This is a genomic window from Flavivirga rizhaonensis, assembly GCF_004791695.1.
In the GTDB taxonomy this organism is placed as follows: Bacteria; Bacteroidota; Bacteroidia; order Flavobacteriales; family Flavobacteriaceae; genus Flavivirga; species Flavivirga rizhaonensis.
The window spans coordinates 1-18,118 of sequence record NZ_SRSO01000019.1 but is presented as its reverse complement, the minus strand read 5'-3'; the positions used below and the strand labels follow the sequence as shown (position 1 = coordinate 18,118).

12 protein-coding genes are annotated in these 18,118 nt (G+C 35.9%); all 12 read left to right on the top strand.

From position 1 onward, the window contains the following. Positions 1-352 precede the first annotated feature (352 nt). Positions 353-1,585, top strand: a complete 1,233-nt coding sequence (locus EM932_RS13500) for a glycoside hydrolase family 117 protein (protein ID WP_135877720.1) — start codon at positions 353-355, stop codon at positions 1,583-1,585. Positions 1,586-1,661: 76 nt separating this feature from the next. Continuing rightward, on the top strand, positions 1,662-2,558 hold the full coding sequence (locus tag EM932_RS13495; protein WP_135877719.1) for an AraC family transcriptional regulator: 897 nt from the start codon (positions 1,662-1,664) through the stop codon (positions 2,556-2,558). Between the two features lie 248 nt (positions 2,559-2,806). Further along, the gene (locus EM932_RS13490; RefSeq protein ID WP_246041067.1) at positions 2,807-5,350 is read left to right on the top strand and encodes a glycoside hydrolase family 2 TIM barrel-domain containing protein; all 2,544 of its coding nucleotides are present in this window, start codon (positions 2,807-2,809) and stop codon (positions 5,348-5,350) included. Positions 5,351-5,376: 26 nt separating this feature from the next. Continuing rightward, positions 5,377-6,393 (top strand): zinc-dependent alcohol dehydrogenase, encoded by a 1,017-nt coding sequence (locus EM932_RS13485; protein ID WP_135877717.1) that lies wholly within the window; start codon positions 5,377-5,379, stop codon positions 6,391-6,393. A gap of 36 nt (positions 6,394-6,429) precedes the next feature. Then, positions 6,430-7,194, top strand: a complete 765-nt coding sequence (locus EM932_RS13480) for an SDR family NAD(P)-dependent oxidoreductase (protein WP_211344294.1) — start codon at positions 6,430-6,432, stop codon at positions 7,192-7,194. 30 nt (positions 7,195-7,224) lie between these two features. Further along, positions 7,225-8,679 carry an aldehyde dehydrogenase gene (aldA, locus tag EM932_RS13475; protein WP_135877715.1) on the top strand — a complete coding sequence of 485 codons (1,455 nt, stop codon included), beginning with the start codon at positions 7,225-7,227 and terminating at the stop codon, positions 8,677-8,679. A gap of 48 nt (positions 8,680-8,727) precedes the next feature. Further along, the gene (locus EM932_RS13470) at positions 8,728-10,911 is read left to right on the top strand and encodes a glycoside hydrolase family 3 C-terminal domain-containing protein (protein ID WP_135877714.1); all 2,184 of its coding nucleotides are present in this window, start codon (positions 8,728-8,730) and stop codon (positions 10,909-10,911) included. A gap of 12 nt (positions 10,912-10,923) precedes the next feature. Then, the gene (locus EM932_RS13465; RefSeq protein WP_135877713.1) at positions 10,924-12,015 is read left to right on the top strand and encodes a mandelate racemase/muconate lactonizing enzyme family protein; all 1,092 of its coding nucleotides are present in this window, start codon (positions 10,924-10,926) and stop codon (positions 12,013-12,015) included. Positions 12,016-12,028: 13 nt separating this feature from the next. Then, the gene (locus EM932_RS13460) at positions 12,029-13,072 is read left to right on the top strand and encodes an aldose epimerase family protein (RefSeq protein WP_135877712.1); all 1,044 of its coding nucleotides are present in this window, start codon (positions 12,029-12,031) and stop codon (positions 13,070-13,072) included. A 47-nt stretch (positions 13,073-13,119) separates the two neighbouring features. Beyond that, positions 13,120-14,130, top strand: a complete 1,011-nt coding sequence (locus EM932_RS13455) for an L-rhamnose/proton symporter RhaT (protein ID WP_135877711.1) — start codon at positions 13,120-13,122, stop codon at positions 14,128-14,130. Between the two features lie 28 nt (positions 14,131-14,158). After that, positions 14,159-17,395, top strand: a complete 3,237-nt coding sequence (locus EM932_RS13450; RefSeq protein ID WP_170179800.1) for a glycoside hydrolase family 2 TIM barrel-domain containing protein — start codon at positions 14,159-14,161, stop codon at positions 17,393-17,395. 577 nt (positions 17,396-17,972) lie between these two features. Next, positions 17,973-18,118: alpha-L-fucosidase (locus EM932_RS13445; protein ID WP_407925219.1), on the top strand; the 146-nt coding region annotated here is incomplete at its 3' end.

Below are 18,118 nucleotides of genomic sequence, written 5' to 3'. Positions count from 1 at the left end.
AAGATTTCAACATTGACCGATAATTGGATTTATGAACATCCTCTCAGTAAATTAATAATAAATTGAAAAGCCTTAAGCCTGATGATATTATTTAAGCTAAAGTCACTGAGGCAAAAATAGATGAATGTGGTGTGGCTCTAAAAATAAAAACAAAAGAATAAGAATAAATATCAATACACATCTTTTGTATGGTTAATAAGAGATAAAAATAAAATCAAAGCTTGTAGCTCGCTCAAACGTTATGATTGTTTGATAAGATAGTGGCACTCCGTCTACCACTACCCGTGCAATTGTGTGATTTTTATTCTTGTTACTACTTATTCTTAAAAATGTTTAATTCAATATTAAAAAAATGAAACTATTAACAACTTTTTTAATTATCAGCGTAATGCTTACTTCTTGTGATGATAACAAGAAAGCCCTTAAAACTAACGATGAAAAAACCATGGAATACTCACAAGAAGATTATGATTTCTTAGCTATAGGCAACCCAGATAAAATAAGTGCTGCTTCCAAAAGAGCATTAGAACGTGGGTATCATAAAAATGCTGAATGGTTTGGCGAATTTAGAATCCATAACCTTAAAGGAAATGTTGGTTATGAGAAAGGAGTAACCCGACGTGATCCATCCATGGTTATTCAAGTTGACGGTTTGTATTATACATATTATTCAAAATCTACAGGAAAAACCTATGGTTTTGGAACTGGAGATCCAGAAAAAAAAGTATTTCCTTGGGATAAAACTGAAATTTGGTACGCTACTTCCAAAGATGGCTGGGAATGGACTGAGCAAGGTTTGGCAGTTACATTTGGTCCAAAGGGATCTTATGATGACCGATCAGTATTTACTCCAGAGGTATTAGCACACAACGGTAAATATTATTTAGTCTACCAGAGCATACAAGCTCCTTATCTCAATCGTAGTTTTAATACTGTTGGTATGTCGGTAGCAGATAGTCCTAGAGGGCCTTGGAAAAGATTAGAAGCTCCAATACTAGAACCAGCCATGGATGGCGAATGGCTTGGAGAAGAAGACAGTCGTTTTAAAGTAAAACAACAAGGTAGTTTTGACAGTCAAAAAGTCCATGACCCAACGCTGTTCTACTATAAAGGCAAGTTTTATCTTTATTATAAAGGAGAGCGCATGGGAGAACGTATGACGGCTGGAGGTAGAGAAATAAGATGGGGGGTTGCCATAGCCGATAAGCCAGAGGGACCTTATATAAAATCAGAATATAACCCAATTACCCAATCGGGTCATGAAATTTGCATTTGGCCTTACAAAGGTGGTATGGCTCTTGTACATTCGGCAGATGGTCCAGAAAAGAGAACTATTCAGTATGCCCCAGATGGTATCAATTTTGAAGTTATGTCTTATATATGGGACGCACCTTCCGCAATGGGTTTAGTCACAACGCTTGATAATGACAAGCATCCTACAGAAGCTTTACGTTGGGGATTGTGCCATAAAACAAAGTTTTACCCTGGAGAATCTTGGCTAACGGGCAACGATTATTTAGTTAGGTTTAGCTTTAGCTCTAATAGAGACACAAAACGTGAATTTGCCAAGGATAAAGACAAATAACTTATTTATATAAGTTACTTTAAACTACCTTAAAACTAGAAATAAATGCTTATTTTTAGATAAATAAGTCAATTAAATGAAACCTCAACTTATTAGAGTTCCAAATAAAAGTGATTTTTCATTTTATATATCTAATGAAATAGTACCATATTTTTATAATCCATTTCATTACCATGATAAATTAGAACTTACTTATATTATTAAAAGTACTGGAACCAGATTTGTTAGTAACAACATTGATAAATTTAAACCTGGCGAACTGGTTCTAGTTGGTCCAAATGTTCCACATTGTTGGAAAAATGATTCAAAATACTTTGAAAAAAATTCAAAATTAAAAGCACAAGCCATTGTTATACATTTTGAATTGAACTTTTTAGGAGAAAAATTTCGGAAAATTCCAGAAATGAACAAAATTGACAAACTCTTTACAGAATCTAGAAATGGTATTTTATTTAGTAGTGAAATTACAAAGCAAATAAAAAACAAGTTATTCGACATAGAGCATTTATCAGGTGCAAAAAAAATTATTCACTTCATTGAAATATTAGAAATTTTGAGTCATGATGCTGGCAAGCTAACGTTAAGTTCATCATCCGAAAACTATTCTATTAACGATAAAAACCTTGTTCGTATGAATAATGTCATTAATTACATCACCACCTATTACAAAAAAGATCTTACTGTACAGCAACTTTCTGAAATTACGCATTTAACACCAAACGCATTCTGTAGGTACTTTAAAAAACACACTCGAAAAACATTTAAAGAATTTTTGAATGAATTAAGAATTTCCAATGTTTGTAAACTTTTACGGGAAACTGATTTGAGTATTAACGAAATAGCATATTCAAATGGGTACAATAGCCTTTCACATTTTATAAAAATGTTTAAGAAAATTAAGCACATGAAACCCTATGAATATAGAAAACGTACTAGTGAAACAAAGGCGTTATCAAATCCTAAATTCAATTAAAACTGTACGTTCAAATCATTTTTAAATAGAATTTATATTTTAATCTATATATGCTTTTTATTTACGTTTATAATTACATTAAGGTTAAATCCATACGATTATAAATTAATCATATGTTATAGATTAAAAGTCGTGTGTAACACTTGAAATGACTAATATAAACGAATTTAGAATTTAAATAACTACAATCAATTGCAACTGACTTCTTTGTTTAAAACTAAATAATGAAAAAACCTCTCCTCATAATAATGAAAAAATTTCTCCTCATAGTTTTAGTAGGCCTCATTGTTTCTAGCTGTAACAATTCTAAAAAAGAAACAAAAAGTAATCGTGTACAAGCTGATTTTAATCAAAACTGGGAGTTTCACGTATCTGATGACAGTATCCAGGTTAATACCATAAAAAAATGGAAAACAGTAAACTTGCCTCATGACTGGGCTATTGAAAATGAATTTGATTCTACACTTGCTTATGAAGCCCATGCCACAGGTTACTTAAAAAGTAAAGGCTATGGGTATTACAAAAAAACATTTGATAAAAACTACAACCAAGATGAAGTTACCTACGTACTCTTCGATGGTATCTATAATAATTCTGAAGTTTATATAAACGAAAAAAAACTAGGGTTTCATCCGTATGGATACTCGCCTTTTTATTTTAACATTTCGCCCTATCTTAACCAAAATGGAAAAGGCAATGTACTTACTGTAAAAGTTGACCATTCAAGATATGCCGACAGCCGTTGGTATACCGGCGCAGGAATCTATAGAAATGTAAAACTTATAACCACCAACAAATTACATATTCCCGTTTGGGGCACCTTTATAACGACTCCAAAAGTTTTAAATAATAAAGCAACAGTGCAGCTAAATATTACGGTTAAAAATGAGTTCCCATCAGAAAAAAAATTCTTATTACACACCAAAATTTTAGACAAAAATGGTCAGGAAGTCACCTCTATTGAAAATGAACTAAAAATTGATGCCAATTCTTCAAAGAATATTTTTCAAAATGGAGAAATTACCAATCCGAAATTATGGAATATTAACACACCACACCTATATAAAGCGGTAACTTCTATCATAGAAAATGACAAAGAGATTGATAGCTACACAACGAATTTCGGTATTAGAACCATAAAATTCGATGCCAACGAAGGTTTCTTTTTAAACGGACAAAACTTAAAAATAAAAGGGGTTTGCTTACATCACGATGGCGGTTTGGTTGGAGCAGCTGTCCCTAAAGGTGTTTGGAAACGCAGGCTTCAAATTTTAAGGGAGGGTGGTTGTAATGCCATACGAGTAGCCCATAATCCCGCTTCTACAGAATTTCTAGACTTATGTGATGAAATGGGATTCTTGGTGCAAGACGAATTATTTGATGAATGGGACAATCCGAAAGACAAACGCTTTAACATCAACGAGCGTATTAGTTTTGATTACATAACACGTGGTTATGGAGAACATTTCCAGGAATGGGCGCAAAAAGATATAGAAAACGTGCTTTTAAGCCATAGGAATCACCCTTCTATTTTTCAATGGAGCATTGGTAATGAAATTGAATGGACTTATACCAGAAACGCAGCAGCTACAGGTTTTTTTGACAATATAAATTGGAACGGAAATTATTTCTGGTCCGAGCCACCATATACTATTGATAAAATTAAGCAACAATTAAAAACGCTTCCAAAAGGAAAATATGATATTGGTAAAACGGCACAAAAACTTTCTAAATGGGTCAAAGAATTAGATACAACAAGACCTGTTACAGCAAATTTAATTCTGCCTTCGGTTAGCCACTTATCAGGCTACACAGATGCCTTAGATGTTATTGGCTATAGCTATAGGCGTATTATGTACGATTATGGACATAAAAACTATCCTGACAAACCCATTATGGGAACCGAAAATCTAGGGCAATACCACGAGTGGAAAGCTGTTATGGAACGCCCTTTTATATCGGGTACTTTTTTATGGACAGGAATTGATTATATGGGGGAAATTAGAAAACCCTGGCCTGTGCGTGTTTCAACCTCTGGTTTGTTAAACTCTGCGGGATTCACAAAAGGTTCCTACCACATGATGAAAACCTTATGGAATGACGAACCCCATATACACATAGCTACCCAAAACATAGATAAGTCCATAAATAAAATTAATAATAACGGAGAAATTGTTGCCAAAAACCCTGAAAAATGGAAAAAGGCACTTTGGAGTTGGCAAGATGTAAATGAACATTGGAATTACAAAAAAGATGACATGATTTCGGTTGAAATCTATTCTAACTGTGAGGAAATTGAATTGTTTTTAAATGAAAAATCACTTGGAAAAAAGAAACTATCCGATTTTGAAGACCATATCTATAAATGGGGCGTTCCTTTTGCAGATGGTAAATTAATAGCCAAAGGAATTAAAAATGGCAAAGAAGTTACTTCTGAAATTAATACCGCAAGAAAATCAACTAAAATTCAACTTACTTCTGAAGAAAAAAAATTAAAAGCCAATAGTTATGACGTAGCACATATTATCGTTCAATTAACTGATGAAAACGGAAACCCCGTTAAAACCGATGATAGGGAAATTACTTTCGAAATTAAAGGAAATGCCAAATTACTAGGCGTAGATAATGGTTGGAAAAAAAATGTTGAAAAATTTCAATCCAACAAAAGCACCACACACAATGGCAGGACTTTATTAATTATTCAAGCCAAAGATACCTCGGAAAAAGTTGAAATTATTGCACATTCTAAAAACTTAGAAAGCAAAAGCATCCACATAGAAATAACAAAATAATAACGAAACAAAATTCTCATATTCAAATGCAAGCAACACAATACATAGGTAATAAGACCTTCAAGGTATTAGAAAAAGAAATTGAAGCACCAGCCTCTGGAGAAGTTAGAATAAAAGTAGCGTATGTTGGGGTTTGTGGCACCGATGTACATATTTACCATGGCATGATGGATAAGCGCGTTGATATCCCCGAAACTATCGGGCATGAAATGTCTGGAGTTATAGATGCCATTGGTGACGGTGTTACGGATTTTTCCGTTGGTGAAAAAGTAGTAGTACGCCCATTGGATGACAGAAAAGTTAAACCCTCAGATAAAGGCTTCAATCACATCTGTGAAGAACTAAAATTTATTGGAATCGACAGCCCTGGAGCCATGCAACAATATTGGAATGTCCCAGCGTTTACGCTACATAAATTAAAAGAAAATACCGATTTAAAACTTGCCGCTTTAATAGAACCCTTATCGGTAGCAGCACACGATGTCCGTTTAAGTGGATTGGTAGCAGGAGAAACAGCGGTTGTTTTAGGTGGAGGCCCTATAGGATTATTAGTCGCATTAGTAGCTAAAGAAGTAGGAGCTCAAGTTATTATTTCTGAGGTAAACGAAAAACGAGTTTCTAAAGCTAAAGCACTTGGATTAGACGCTGTAAACCCAATCAATATTGATTTAGTTGAGTACGTAAAGGAAAAGACCGATGGTCGTCGTGCCGATGTGGTGTTTGAAGTGGCAGGCGTACAACCAGCCTTAGATGTGATGTGCGAAGTAGCAGGCATACGAGGCAGAATTGTTATGGTAGCTATTCATGGCCAGAAAAAAGAGGTTGATTTATTCAAGTTCTTCTGGAAAGAATTAAAGTTGATAGGCGCCCGTGTTTATGAAAAAGAAGATTATGAAAAAGCCATAACGCTAATCACAGAAAATCAGTTGCCATTTGAAGACATGATTACAGATGTACAACCATTGAGTAATATTCAACAAGTATTTAAAAATATAGATAACAATCCTGATGGATTAAAAGTATTAATGGACTGTCAGCTTTAAGTTCAAAAAAATTAAAAAACGTAAATCAAAATGAGTATTTTAAATACATTCAGTTTAGAAGGAAAAACGGCTTTAGTAACAGGTTGCAAACGAGGCATCGGAAAAGCAATGGCTATAGGCTTGGCAGAAGCAGGAGCCCATATTATTGGGGTTTCAGCATCATTAGAATCTAGTGGTAGTGATGTTGAAAAAGCCGTAAAAGCTGTAGGTAAAGATTTTAGTGCCTACCAATGTGATTTTTCAGATAGAAAATCATTGTACAAATTTATCCAAGCCGTAAAGAACAACCATCCCCAAATAGACATTTTGGTAAATAATGCAGGTACTATTTTAAGAACACCCGCAGCAGAGCATCCAGATGAGATGTGGGATAAAGTCATAGAAGTCAATCAAACTGCACAATTTATTTTAACACGTGAATTTGGGAAAGACATGATTGCCAGAGGTTCGGGGAAAATCATTTTCACAGCATCCTTATTAACGTTTCAAGGAGGCATTACCGTACCAGGTTATGCTGCCAGTAAAGGAGCCATTGGCCAAATGACCATGGCGTTTGCAAATGAATGGGCAGGCAAAGGTGTTAACGTAAATGCTTTAGCGCCAGGATATATCGCTACAGATAATACAGAAGCATTAAGGAATGACCCTGTACGGTCAGAATCTATTCTATCTCGAATTCCAGCAGGACGTTGGGGAAATGCCAACGATTTTGCAGGACCAACCGTGTTTTTAGCATCAGAGGCATCGGCTTATATGCATGGTACGGTAGTTCTTGTTGATGGTGGCTGGATGGGAAGGTAATTTGTCTAATTTATTAAAAAAAATCAGAGCATGTCTAATATAAAAGAATATCAGTTATTTATAAATGGAGAGTGGAAAACATCAGCTTCAAAAGAAACCATAGATGTTATAAATCCTTCCACAGAAGCGATAGTTGCAAGAGTTCAAAAAGGAACATCTAATGAGGCTATAGAAGCATTAAAAGCCGCTGAAAAAGCTCAGAAAACATGGCGCAAAATACCAGCAAAACAAAGAGCAGACTTACTTTATAAGTTTTCTAATGAAATTAAGGCAAACGCAGAATATTTAGCGGAACTGTTAGTAAAAGAACAAGGAAAACTGTTAAAAGTTGCCAGAATGGAAGTTGCGGTTACTTCGTCGTTTATAGAATATGCCTGTGAAGGCGCAAGACGAATTGAAGGTGATATTATTCCATCGGACAACGCTAACGAACAAATTTGGATTCAAAAAATACCACGCGGTGTCGTTGTGGCTATAACGGCTTGGAATTTCCCATTAGCATTGGCTGCTCGAAAATTGGGACCAGCACTAGTCGCGGGAAATACTTTGATTATAAAACCAACTTCCGAAACGCCATTAGCAACTTTAGAATTAGGAAATCTAGCCAATAAAGTTGGAATCCCAAAAGGTGTTTTAAATATAGTAACAGGTTCTGGACGTGTTATGGGCAATACCTTAGTGGAAAGTCCAATTACTAAAATGGTTAGTATGACAGGGTCTACACCCGTAGGACAGGAAATTGCTCGTAAAGCAGCCCAGAATTTAACCCATGTACAATTAGAACTCGGAGGAAAAGCGCCTTTCATTGTCTTTAAAGATGCCGATATAGATGCTGCAGTAGATGCCGCTCTACATTCGCGTTTCGATAATTGTGGGCAAGTGTGTACCTGTAATGAGCGGATGTATGTTCATGAGGCCATCTATGATGTTTTTATGGAAAAATTCATAACAAAAGTTGAAAATTTAAAAGTAGGAGACCCCATGTTGGAGGATACCGATATGGGTCCCAAAGTAAATGCTGCCGAGTTAAAACAGATGGAGCATTTAGTAGAAATAAGTCTAAAAGAAGGTGCTACCGTAGCTACAGGAGGAAAAAGACCAAAAGGGGAGCAATTCGATAAAGGCTATTGGTTTGAACCAACAATACTCACTAATGTAAAGCAAGATATGACTATTGTTCATGAAGAATCTTTCGGACCCATTTTACCAGTATTAAAATTTAGCACTTTCGAAGAGGTCATTGGCTATGCCAACGATTGCGAATACGGTTTAGCGGCCATGGTTTTCACTAACGATATGAATATTATTATGAAATGTAACGATGAGTTGGAATACGGTGAAATTTATGTAAATAGAGGTCATGGCGAGCAACATCAAGGGTTTCATAATGGGTATAAACTATCAGGCTCTGGCGGTGAGGATGGCAAATATGGTTTCGAACAATATTTGGAAAAGAAAACATTTTATATAAAACATAAGGCTTAATCATTTTTCATTTTTAAATGTCAAATTACATTTTATTAAACCCTTCTTATGAAGCACTTATTTATAATATTACTTATTGTTTTAAACTTGTCCAACAAAATGAACGGACAGGAACAAAAATGGTTTGATGAATCCATTTCCTTTGATGAAAGAGCAGATTTATTGATTAAAGCCATGACATTAGAGGAAAAAACGGCTCAATTTTTAAACGAAGCACCTGCAATTCCAAGATTAGGAATACCCGAATATAACTGGTGGAGTGAAGCTTTACATGGTATTGCCAGAAACGGTAAAGCCACTATTTTTCCGCAGGGAATCGCAATGGGGGCTACATTTAACCCTGAGCTTATCGAAGACATGACTACGGCTATTTCAAATGAAGCACGAGCTAAGTTTAAAATTGCGCAGTCCATAGGCAACAAAGGGTTGTATGCAGGACTAACCTATTGGTCTCCCAATGTAAATATTTTCAGAGATCCGCGTTGGGGACGTGGACAAGAAACATATGGCGAAGACCCATTTTTGACTTCAAAAATTGGAGTTGCCTATGTTAAAGGTCTACAGGGTAATGATTCTAAATATTTTAAAGCCACAGCTTGTGCCAAGCATTATGCAGTCCACTCTGGCCCTGAAGAATCAAGACATCATTTTAATGCCACGCCTTCAAAATTAGATTTATACGAAACATACTTACCTGCTTTTGAGGCGCTTGTAAAAAAAGGAAACGTACAAGGTATCATGGGGGCTTACAATGCCGTTTATGGAGACCCTTCTTGCAGTAGTGAGTTTCTATTAGATGAATTATTAAAAAAACAATGGGGTTTTGATGGTTATATCGTTTCGGATTGTGGTGCCTTAGGAGATATTTTAAAAGGACACAAAAAAGCGAATACCGTTGAGGAAGCAGCTGCAATGGCATTGAAAGCTGGTGTAAATTTAAATTGCGGAGGGGTTTATAAAAGCCTTAAATCTGCAATTGATAAGAAATTAATCACAGAAGCACTTGTGGATGAACGATTGAAGCAACTTTTTTTAATCCGTTTTAAATTAGGGTTCTTCGATAAGGTTGAAAGCAACCCTTTTAACGCTGTAACTTCTGAAGTTATTAATTCTGAAGCGCATAAAAATTTAGCTCGAAAAATAGCGCAACAATCTATAGTATTATTAAAAAACAAAAACAATGTTTTACCATTAAAGAAAGATATTAAAACATTGTATGTTACGGGACCATTTTCATCTTCCAACAACATCTTAATTGCTAATTATTATGGTATGTCTGCGAATTTAGTAACCGTTTTAGAAGGTGTTACAGATAAGGTCTCGTTAGGGACTTCCCTAAATTATCGTCAAGGGGTATTGCCTTTTAATAAGAATTTAAATCCATTAAATTGGGCGCCAAAAGTTGCGGGGCAGGTCGAAGCTACTATTGTAGTGGTAGGGATTTCAAACGAAATTGAAAGTGAAGAGGTAGATGCGATTGCTTCAGAACATAAAGGAGATAGAATAGACTTAAAATTACCTCAAAGCCAAATAGATTATGTCAAGGAGTTGTGCCAATACAAAAAAGGACCAATCATTTTGGTACTTGGCACAGGTAGCCCTGTTTCATTAGAAGAACTAGAGCCGCTTGTTGATGCTGTTGTATGTATGTGGTACCCTGGTGAACAAGGCGGAAATGCTGTTGCCGATGTATTATTTGGCGATGTGGCACCTTCTGGCCATTTACCAATTACTTTTCCTAAAAATGTTAAACAACTTCCAGACTTTGATGATTACAGTATGAAAGGAAGAACTTATAAGTACATGACGAAAGAACCGTTGTATCCCTTTGGCTTTGGATTGTCTTATACCTCTTCAGCATTTAGTAATCTTACCTCAAACTTACAAAAAGTAAAAAAAGGTGATGATGTAACCATTTCAGTTGATGTAAAAAATAATGGAGCTGTGGATTTTGAAGAGGTCGTTCAAGCCTATTTGGTTCCTGCTAATGTAGCCGATTATTTGCCTATGTATTCATTAAAGGGTTTTAAACGAATTGCATTGAAGGCTGGCGAAACTAAAAAGACTTCCTTCAATTTTAAAACTGAAGATTTAAAACAAATCAATTTAGAAGGTGAAAAAGTTTGGATGAAAGGAGATTATAAAATTATAATTTCAAACGCTTTACCTAGTAAAAGAAGTATTGAGTTAGGTTCAGCAAAACCTATAGAAACATTCATAAAACTAAAATAAAGAGAGTATAGCATGAGCACAAAAATTTCAAATATAATAACACGCCTATTTACCGTACCACTCCCTGAGGTCATGGCAGATGCTAAACATGGCGACCATTATGATTTTGAATTAGTAACAGTTACAATAAAACTTGATGATGGAAGCGAAGGTACAGGCTATACCTATACAGGAGGCAAAGGAGGTCATGCTATTAAAGCCATGATAGAATATGATTTTACTAATGTTTTAATTGGTAAGGATGGGACAGATATTGAAGGTATTTACGAATTTTTAGAATGGCACATACATTATGTAGGTCGCGGGGGGATTGCTTCGTTCGCTATTTCAGCAGTAGATATTGCTTTATGGGATATCCGTTGCAAAAAAGCAGATAAACCCTTATGGAAAATGGCAGGAGGCGTAGGTAATACTTGTAAAGCCTATTGTGGTGGAATTGATTTAATGTTTCCATTAGAGAAATTATTAAACAATATGAAAGGATATATGGCTAGTGGATTTAATGCTGTAAAAATTAAAATAGGGCGGGATAATTTAGAAGAAGACTTAGAACGCATCAAGGCTGTTAGGGAATATGTTGGTCCAGATGTCACCTTTATGGTCGATGCTAATTATTCAATGACAGTTGAAAAAGCCATTAAGGCCATTGAAGGATTTAAAAAATATAATATTACTTGGTTTGAAGAACCCATTATTCCAGATAATTATAAAGGGTATGGCGACATTGTCGATGCTACAGGGTTTCCATTGGCCATGGGCGAAAATTTGCATACCATTCATGAGTTTGAATATGCTTTCGAACAATCTAAACTATCATACATTCAACCTGATGCTTCCAATTGCGGAGGTGTTACCGGATGGCTGGCAGCAGCAAGATTAGCAGATAAACATGGTATTCCTGCCTGCTCTCACGGGATGCAAGAATTGCACGTAAGTTTGGTCTCCGCTCAACCAAATTCAGGTTGGCTAGAGGTGCACTCCTTCCCTATTGACCAATACACAACACGTCCGTTAGTGGTTGAAAATTATAGAGCGGTAGCTCCAGATTACCCAGGCGTTGGCGTCATCTTTAACTGGGAGAAATTAGCTGAATACGAAGTATAATAAACTATAGATTATGGCAGTATCTAAAAACACATTCGGAAATTACAAGAACCAAGAGATTTTGCAGTATACGCTATCTAATGATAATGGTATGCAGGTAAAAATTATGAATTATGGAGCTACGATTACTTCAATAACTGTTCGGGGTAAAGACGGTGAAATAAAAGAAATTGCTTGCGGATTTGACACGTTTGAATCTTATTTTTCTGAGACTTATAAAAATAATGCGCCCTATTTTGGATGTATTGTTGGGCGCTATTCTTCACAAATAAAAGATGCAAAATTTAGTTTAAATGGAAAGAATTACAAACTAGCAGACAACTGTGGTAACAATAATCTTCATGGCGGCAAAGAGGGTTTTGATAAAAAAGTATGGGACGCAGAACCTATTATCAAAAGCACTTCATCAGCAATAAAAATGTCCTTAAAAAGTCATAGCTTGGAAGAAGGATTTCCTGGGAATGTGGATATTACAGTTATTTTCAGTTTAAATAATGCTAACGAATTAACAATCAGTTATACTGCCGTTTCAGATGAGGACACCCCACTATCGCTAACAAATCACACGTATTTTAATTTATCCGGATTTTCAGAAAGCATTGAAAACCATATAGCAACAGTACATACAGATAAGCGATTGGCACTTGATGATACTGGAGCAGCAACAGGAGAGATTGTGAATCTTCAAGGAAAGGTAGATGATTTGAGAACTGGAAAACGTATTGGAGATGTGCATAAGGCGATGAATGATGGTTTTGAACATTTCTACGTTTTAGGCAATCAGAATGAGCAACTTAATCCTGTGGCCTCTATTTCATCAGAAGATGGAGGATTAACACTTGATGTATCAACTACAGAGCCTTGTATGTTATTATACACTGGCAAATATACATCGGATGAATTAGCTAGGGAAAATGGTGATAAATATGGTAAATACAGAGCATTTTGTTGTGAAACGCATCGGTATCCCAATGGTCCAAATATTAAAAACTCCCCAAAGTCCATTACCCAGGCAGGAGAAACATTTAAAAGCACAACCGTATTTAAGATTTCTTAAAACTATAAATCAAATTAAAACTAAATAATTAAATAAAAACACCCATTATGATTGAAGGAATTATTTTAGCCATAGGTGCAGGACTCATGTTAGGTCTATATGCCCTTCCAGAAAAATTTACAAAAGATTTTAAATTCGAAAATACTTGGGGGCTATTTTTTATGCTTACCATGTTTTTAGTACCCATAATAGCTTCGTTAACATTGATTAAGGATTTTAGTGGTGTCTTTACAGCGGTACCAACAAACATTTTATTTAAAATGGCAGCTGCGAGTGTCCTATGGGGTATTGGTGTGATGATGTGGGGTAAAGCCATCAATCACATTGGTTTATCATTGGGCTTTTCATTATTTATAGGAACGGTTATTTTAGTTGGCTCTGTATTGCCATTTTTGGTAGAAGGGCTTCCTGAAACAAACACATTTTTAACCATTCTTGCTGGTATAGCAGTCGTTTTAATTGGAGTCATATTCAATGGGAAAGCAGGGTTAACCCGTGAAAAGGATGAAGCCTCTAAAGAAAAAACCTCTGAAAAGGGCTCTATGGTTACTGGGATATTTATAGCGGTCATCGGTGGCTTATTGGCTACTGGGTTTAGCTATGCAAATGCAGTTGGAAGACCTTTTATTCACGAGGCATGCCAAGCAGCAGGTAATGCTGAGTGGGTCACAGCAGTTGGTGTGATGTTTCCAATATTTATAAGTGGAGGCATCGTGATGGCTGCCTATTTTGCATGGCAACTCTCTGCTAAAAAGGCCTGGGGTGATTTTAAGACGCCTAGTTTTGGTAAAAATTTCGCGCTTATTTTAATCATGGCTATTTTTCATTATGCGGCCTCTGCCCTTTTTGCATTTGCTGCATTCAAATTAGGCGAAATAGGTAATACCGTAGGGTATGCTATTTTTAATACGGCTTGTGTAGCAACTGCCATTGTTAGTGGTATTGTTACAAAAGAATGGGTTAATGCCTCAAATAAAGCAAAAAACTACCTTTACTTGAGTCTGGCAAGTATGATTATCGGAATTATTATCATAGCAATTGGAAATGGCATCTCTTAAAAATAAATTAACGATTAATTTTAATCACATGACACAATTATTCAGGTTACAAAAAGCAAAATTACTAGTAGTCCTTTTCTTTTTTGTAGCCTCATCATATCACAGTATTGGTCAAACACCAGCTGTTTCAGAAACCCCTTATTGGGAAAACCCCGAGATATTTCAAGAAAACCGTGCGCCTGCTCATGCCAGTTTTTACAGGTATCAAGACGAGGCTTCAGCAATAGCAAATAGTCGTTATTATAATTCGCCCCTATATCAGTCACTCAACGGGCAGTGGAAATTTAACTGGGTAAAAAAACCAAGCGACCGACCTGTCGATTTTTATAAAGCCGATTATGATGTGTCTGGGTGGAAAGATATAAAAGTTCCTGGTAACTGGGAATTGCAAGGGTTTGGCTTTCCAATTTACACCAATATCTCCTACGTCTTTCCCAAAAACCCTCCTTTTATAGATCACGCCTACAATCCTGTAGGAAGCTATAGGAAGACGTTTGAAGTTTCAAAAGATTGGGACGGTAAAGATATATTTGTTCATTTTGGAGGTGTACGTTCTGCCATGTATTTATGGATAAATGGTCAATATGTGGGCTATAACGAAGGCAGTAAAACGCCTGCCGAATTTGAAATTTCCAAATACTTAAAAGCTGGTAAGAATTCCATATCGGTAGAAATTTACCGATGGGCAGATGCGTCTTACATGGAAGACCAAGATTTTTGGAGACTTAGCGGTATGGACCGCGAAGTCTTTCTGTATGCAAGAGATAAAACGACATTAAAAGATTTTACAGTCGAATCTGGACTGGATGCTTCATATAAAGATGGTATTTTCAACTTGAATCTGGAATTTGGTAATAGCAATACCACAACTAAGGTTTTAAGCATATCGTCAAAATTAATGGATGGCGACACCGAAGTTTTATCATTTAACAAACAAATAGATGTTGTAAATGGTAAAACCCAAACAGTGAACTTTGAAGGTATTGTAAAAAATGTAAAGCCTTGGAGTGCCGAGATTCCCAATCTTTACACACTAGCCATTACCTGGAAAAATGATAAAAATCAAATTATTGAATCTACAGCTATCAAAGTAGGTTTCAGATCTGTTGAAATTAAAAACTCACTATTATTAGTTAATGGTAAACCTGTTTATTTAAAAGGTGTAAACCTGCATGATCACGACGAAAAATTAGGGCATACCATAACCGAAGAGCTTACCTTGTTAGACTTACAGATCATGAAACAAAACAATATTAATGCGATTCGTTGTTCGCATTATCCTAAAAACCCTTTCTTTTATCAATTATGTGATCAATATGGTTTTTATGTGATAGATGAAGCAAATATAGAAACCCATGGTATGGGAGCTACCAATCAAGGCTTAGACAAAGACTTAGAGCGACAAGCAAAACACCCAGCTTATCTACTTGAGTGGAAAGCGATGCACCTAGATCGAACAATAAGGATGTTTGAAAGGGATAAAAACTTTCCAAGTATCATCATTTGGTCATTGGGCAATGAAGCTGGAAATGGTGAAAACTTTTTTGCTACTTACGATTGGTTAAAAGCACAAGACAAAACCCTACCTGTTCAATACGAAGGCGCAAAAAGATATGCTAATACAGATATTTATGCGCCCATGTATGAAGGCATTCAGGGCATGATTGATTATGCAAAAAATAATCCCAAAATGCCATATATCCAATGCGAGTATGCACACGCCATGGGTAATAGCGTTGGTAATTTACAAGATTATTGGGATGCTATGGAGACACATGACGTCCTGCAAGGTGGATTTATCTGGGATTGGGTTGATCAAGGTTTACTTACTAAAGATGAAAAAGGTCAGGACTACTGGGCTTATGGTGGGGATTTTGGTGCTGGACACTTGCAAAACGACAGAAACTTTTGCCTCAATGGCATAGTTAATGCAGACCGTACAGCACATCCGGCACTTTATGAAGTTAAGAAGGTGTATCAGTTTATCAAATTCAAAAGTTCTGATCCTTCATCTGGGAATATAGAGATTTACAACGGTTATGAGTTTATCAATTTAGATGGATTTGATTTTACATGGGCTCTGAAAGAAAATGGTGTAGCGAAGTATACAGGTTCTATTGATGGTTCTGGTATAGCACCAAGAACAAGCAAAACGTTCAACATCGATTTACCCGCTATAGATACATCAAAAAACGAATATCAACTGGTTATTTCGGCTAAAACAAAAGACGAACAACCACTTATTCCAAAAGGCTATGAGTTGGCATTTGGAGAATTTGAAATCAATCAGTTAAAAGGAGTAACTTTCAATAATACGGTTAAAGGTAAAATGACCGTTGAAACAACTGGCAATTCGATTAATATTACGGGTAAGAAATTCGATATTAGTTTCGATAAAACAAGTGGAAAGCTAACGGGACTGGATTATGGAAAAGGAAATTTGATCCTCACTCCTCCACAAACCAACTTTTGGAGAGCTACAACAGACAATGATTTTGGCTTTAAAATGCCCATTGATTGGGCAGTATGGAAAAAAGCAAGTAAGCATCAGCAATTGACATCATTTACCGTATCTAAAATAAATGCTGGAGTTGAGCCAAAGCAGATCACCAAAGGAAAAGTAAGTAATGGTACGGTATTAATAGAAGCTAAATATAGTCTACCTGATCCTAATGCAAGCGCTAACGTTAGTTATGAAATCAACACTAATGGAGAAATCAAAATATCGACAACTATGGAAGGTTTGTCGGCAGAGTTACCTCCATTACCCCGATTTGGCACTAATTTGGTCATTGATAAAACATACGCTAAGGTAACCTGGTATGGTCGAGGGCCACATGAAAACTATCAGGACAGATACACCTCAGCACAAATTGGAGAATATAGTGCCGCAGTCGGAGATTTGTATTTCCCATATGCCCGTCCTCAAGAGAATGGTTATAAGACCCAAGTGCGTTGGGTGACTTTCCAAAACAAAGCTGGTAAGGGTTTGAAGTTTTCGGCTTTGGATAATACATTGAGCTTTGGAGCACATCACCAATATAATGATGATTTTGACGAAGGTGAAAAGAAAATCAACCGCCATACCACCGACATTGTTGAACGAGATATTGTTAATATCAACATCGACTACAAGCAAATGGGAGTCGGTGGAGATACGTCATGGGGTACACACCCTCACGACCAGTACAAAATTTTCCCAACAGACAAACTCCAATACAGTTTTGTGGTTAGTCCGTTTAGTATAAGCACAGTCGCTAAATAAAAAGCGCTATTTTTCGTTTTATAATTTACTGAATTAAAAACAATAATGGTTTAGGGTTTACCTAAACCATTATTGTTTTACATTATTAACCTGCTTTTATTTTTCCTTTTCGTAAATTTTATTAGGCACTATAGTTATACCTATTCTCATTTGAAATGGTATTACAAACTCTATTTTCAAAATATTCAATTGAACAAAGTTGAAGCAGAAATTGGTATAAGTATCTATAATCATTTTAGGACAATTGAGCTAACGAAAATCTTATAATCAAGCTTATAAGAAAAAGGTACTATCAGGTTGAACATCGCAACTAAAAACTGTAAATCGAATGCTGTAATATCATTTCAAAATAGACTATAGTGCTCATATTGAACAGGCTATGCTTATTGCCAAACCAACAATAATAAGATATGATTTTAATCATTTAGTGCACTGTAAAAAACATATGTGTTAACCCTTGCACATATTTATATACGAATTTAGCCGGATATTTTTTAATGAACCATCAGTAATGAAATCTATCAAAAATCAATTGTTCAAGCTGTCCGTTCTGGGCGCTCTAATCTTTACTTCCTGTATGGAAAAGACTGGGAACAGCGATACCGCCGAACCCAAACAACCAAAATTCGAGGCCAATTGGGAATCCATCAAAGCCAACTACAAGGACCCTGAATGGTTCAATAAGACCAAATTCGGGATCTTCATACATTGGGGCGCCTATAC

What these genes read in the sequence shown, in the direction of transcription:
- EM932_RS13490 (WP_246041067.1), top strand. Translation starts at nt 2,807, where the DNA reads ATGAAAAAATTTCTCCTCATAGTTTTAGTAGGCCTCATTGTTTCTAGC.
- EM932_RS13485 (WP_135877717.1), top strand. Translation starts at nt 5,377, where the DNA reads ATGCAAGCAACACAATACATAGGTAATAAGACCTTCAAGGTATTAGAA.
- EM932_RS13465 (WP_135877713.1), top strand. Translation starts at nt 10,924, where the DNA reads ATGAGCACAAAAATTTCAAATATAATAACACGCCTATTTACCGTACCA.
- EM932_RS13500 (WP_135877720.1), top strand. Translation starts at nt 353, where the DNA reads ATGAAACTATTAACAACTTTTTTAATTATCAGCGTAATGCTTACTTCT.
- EM932_RS13450 (WP_170179800.1), top strand. Translation starts at nt 14,159, where the DNA reads ATGACACAATTATTCAGGTTACAAAAAGCAAAATTACTAGTAGTCCTT.
- EM932_RS13460 (WP_135877712.1), top strand. Translation starts at nt 12,029, where the DNA reads ATGGCAGTATCTAAAAACACATTCGGAAATTACAAGAACCAAGAGATT.
- EM932_RS13470 (WP_135877714.1), top strand. Translation starts at nt 8,728, where the DNA reads ATGAAGCACTTATTTATAATATTACTTATTGTTTTAAACTTGTCCAAC.
- aldA (WP_135877715.1), top strand. Translation starts at nt 7,225, where the DNA reads ATGTCTAATATAAAAGAATATCAGTTATTTATAAATGGAGAGTGGAAA.
- EM932_RS13455 (WP_135877711.1), top strand. Translation starts at nt 13,120, where the DNA reads ATGATTGAAGGAATTATTTTAGCCATAGGTGCAGGACTCATGTTAGGT.
- EM932_RS13495 (WP_135877719.1), top strand. Translation starts at nt 1,662, where the DNA reads ATGAAACCTCAACTTATTAGAGTTCCAAATAAAAGTGATTTTTCATTT.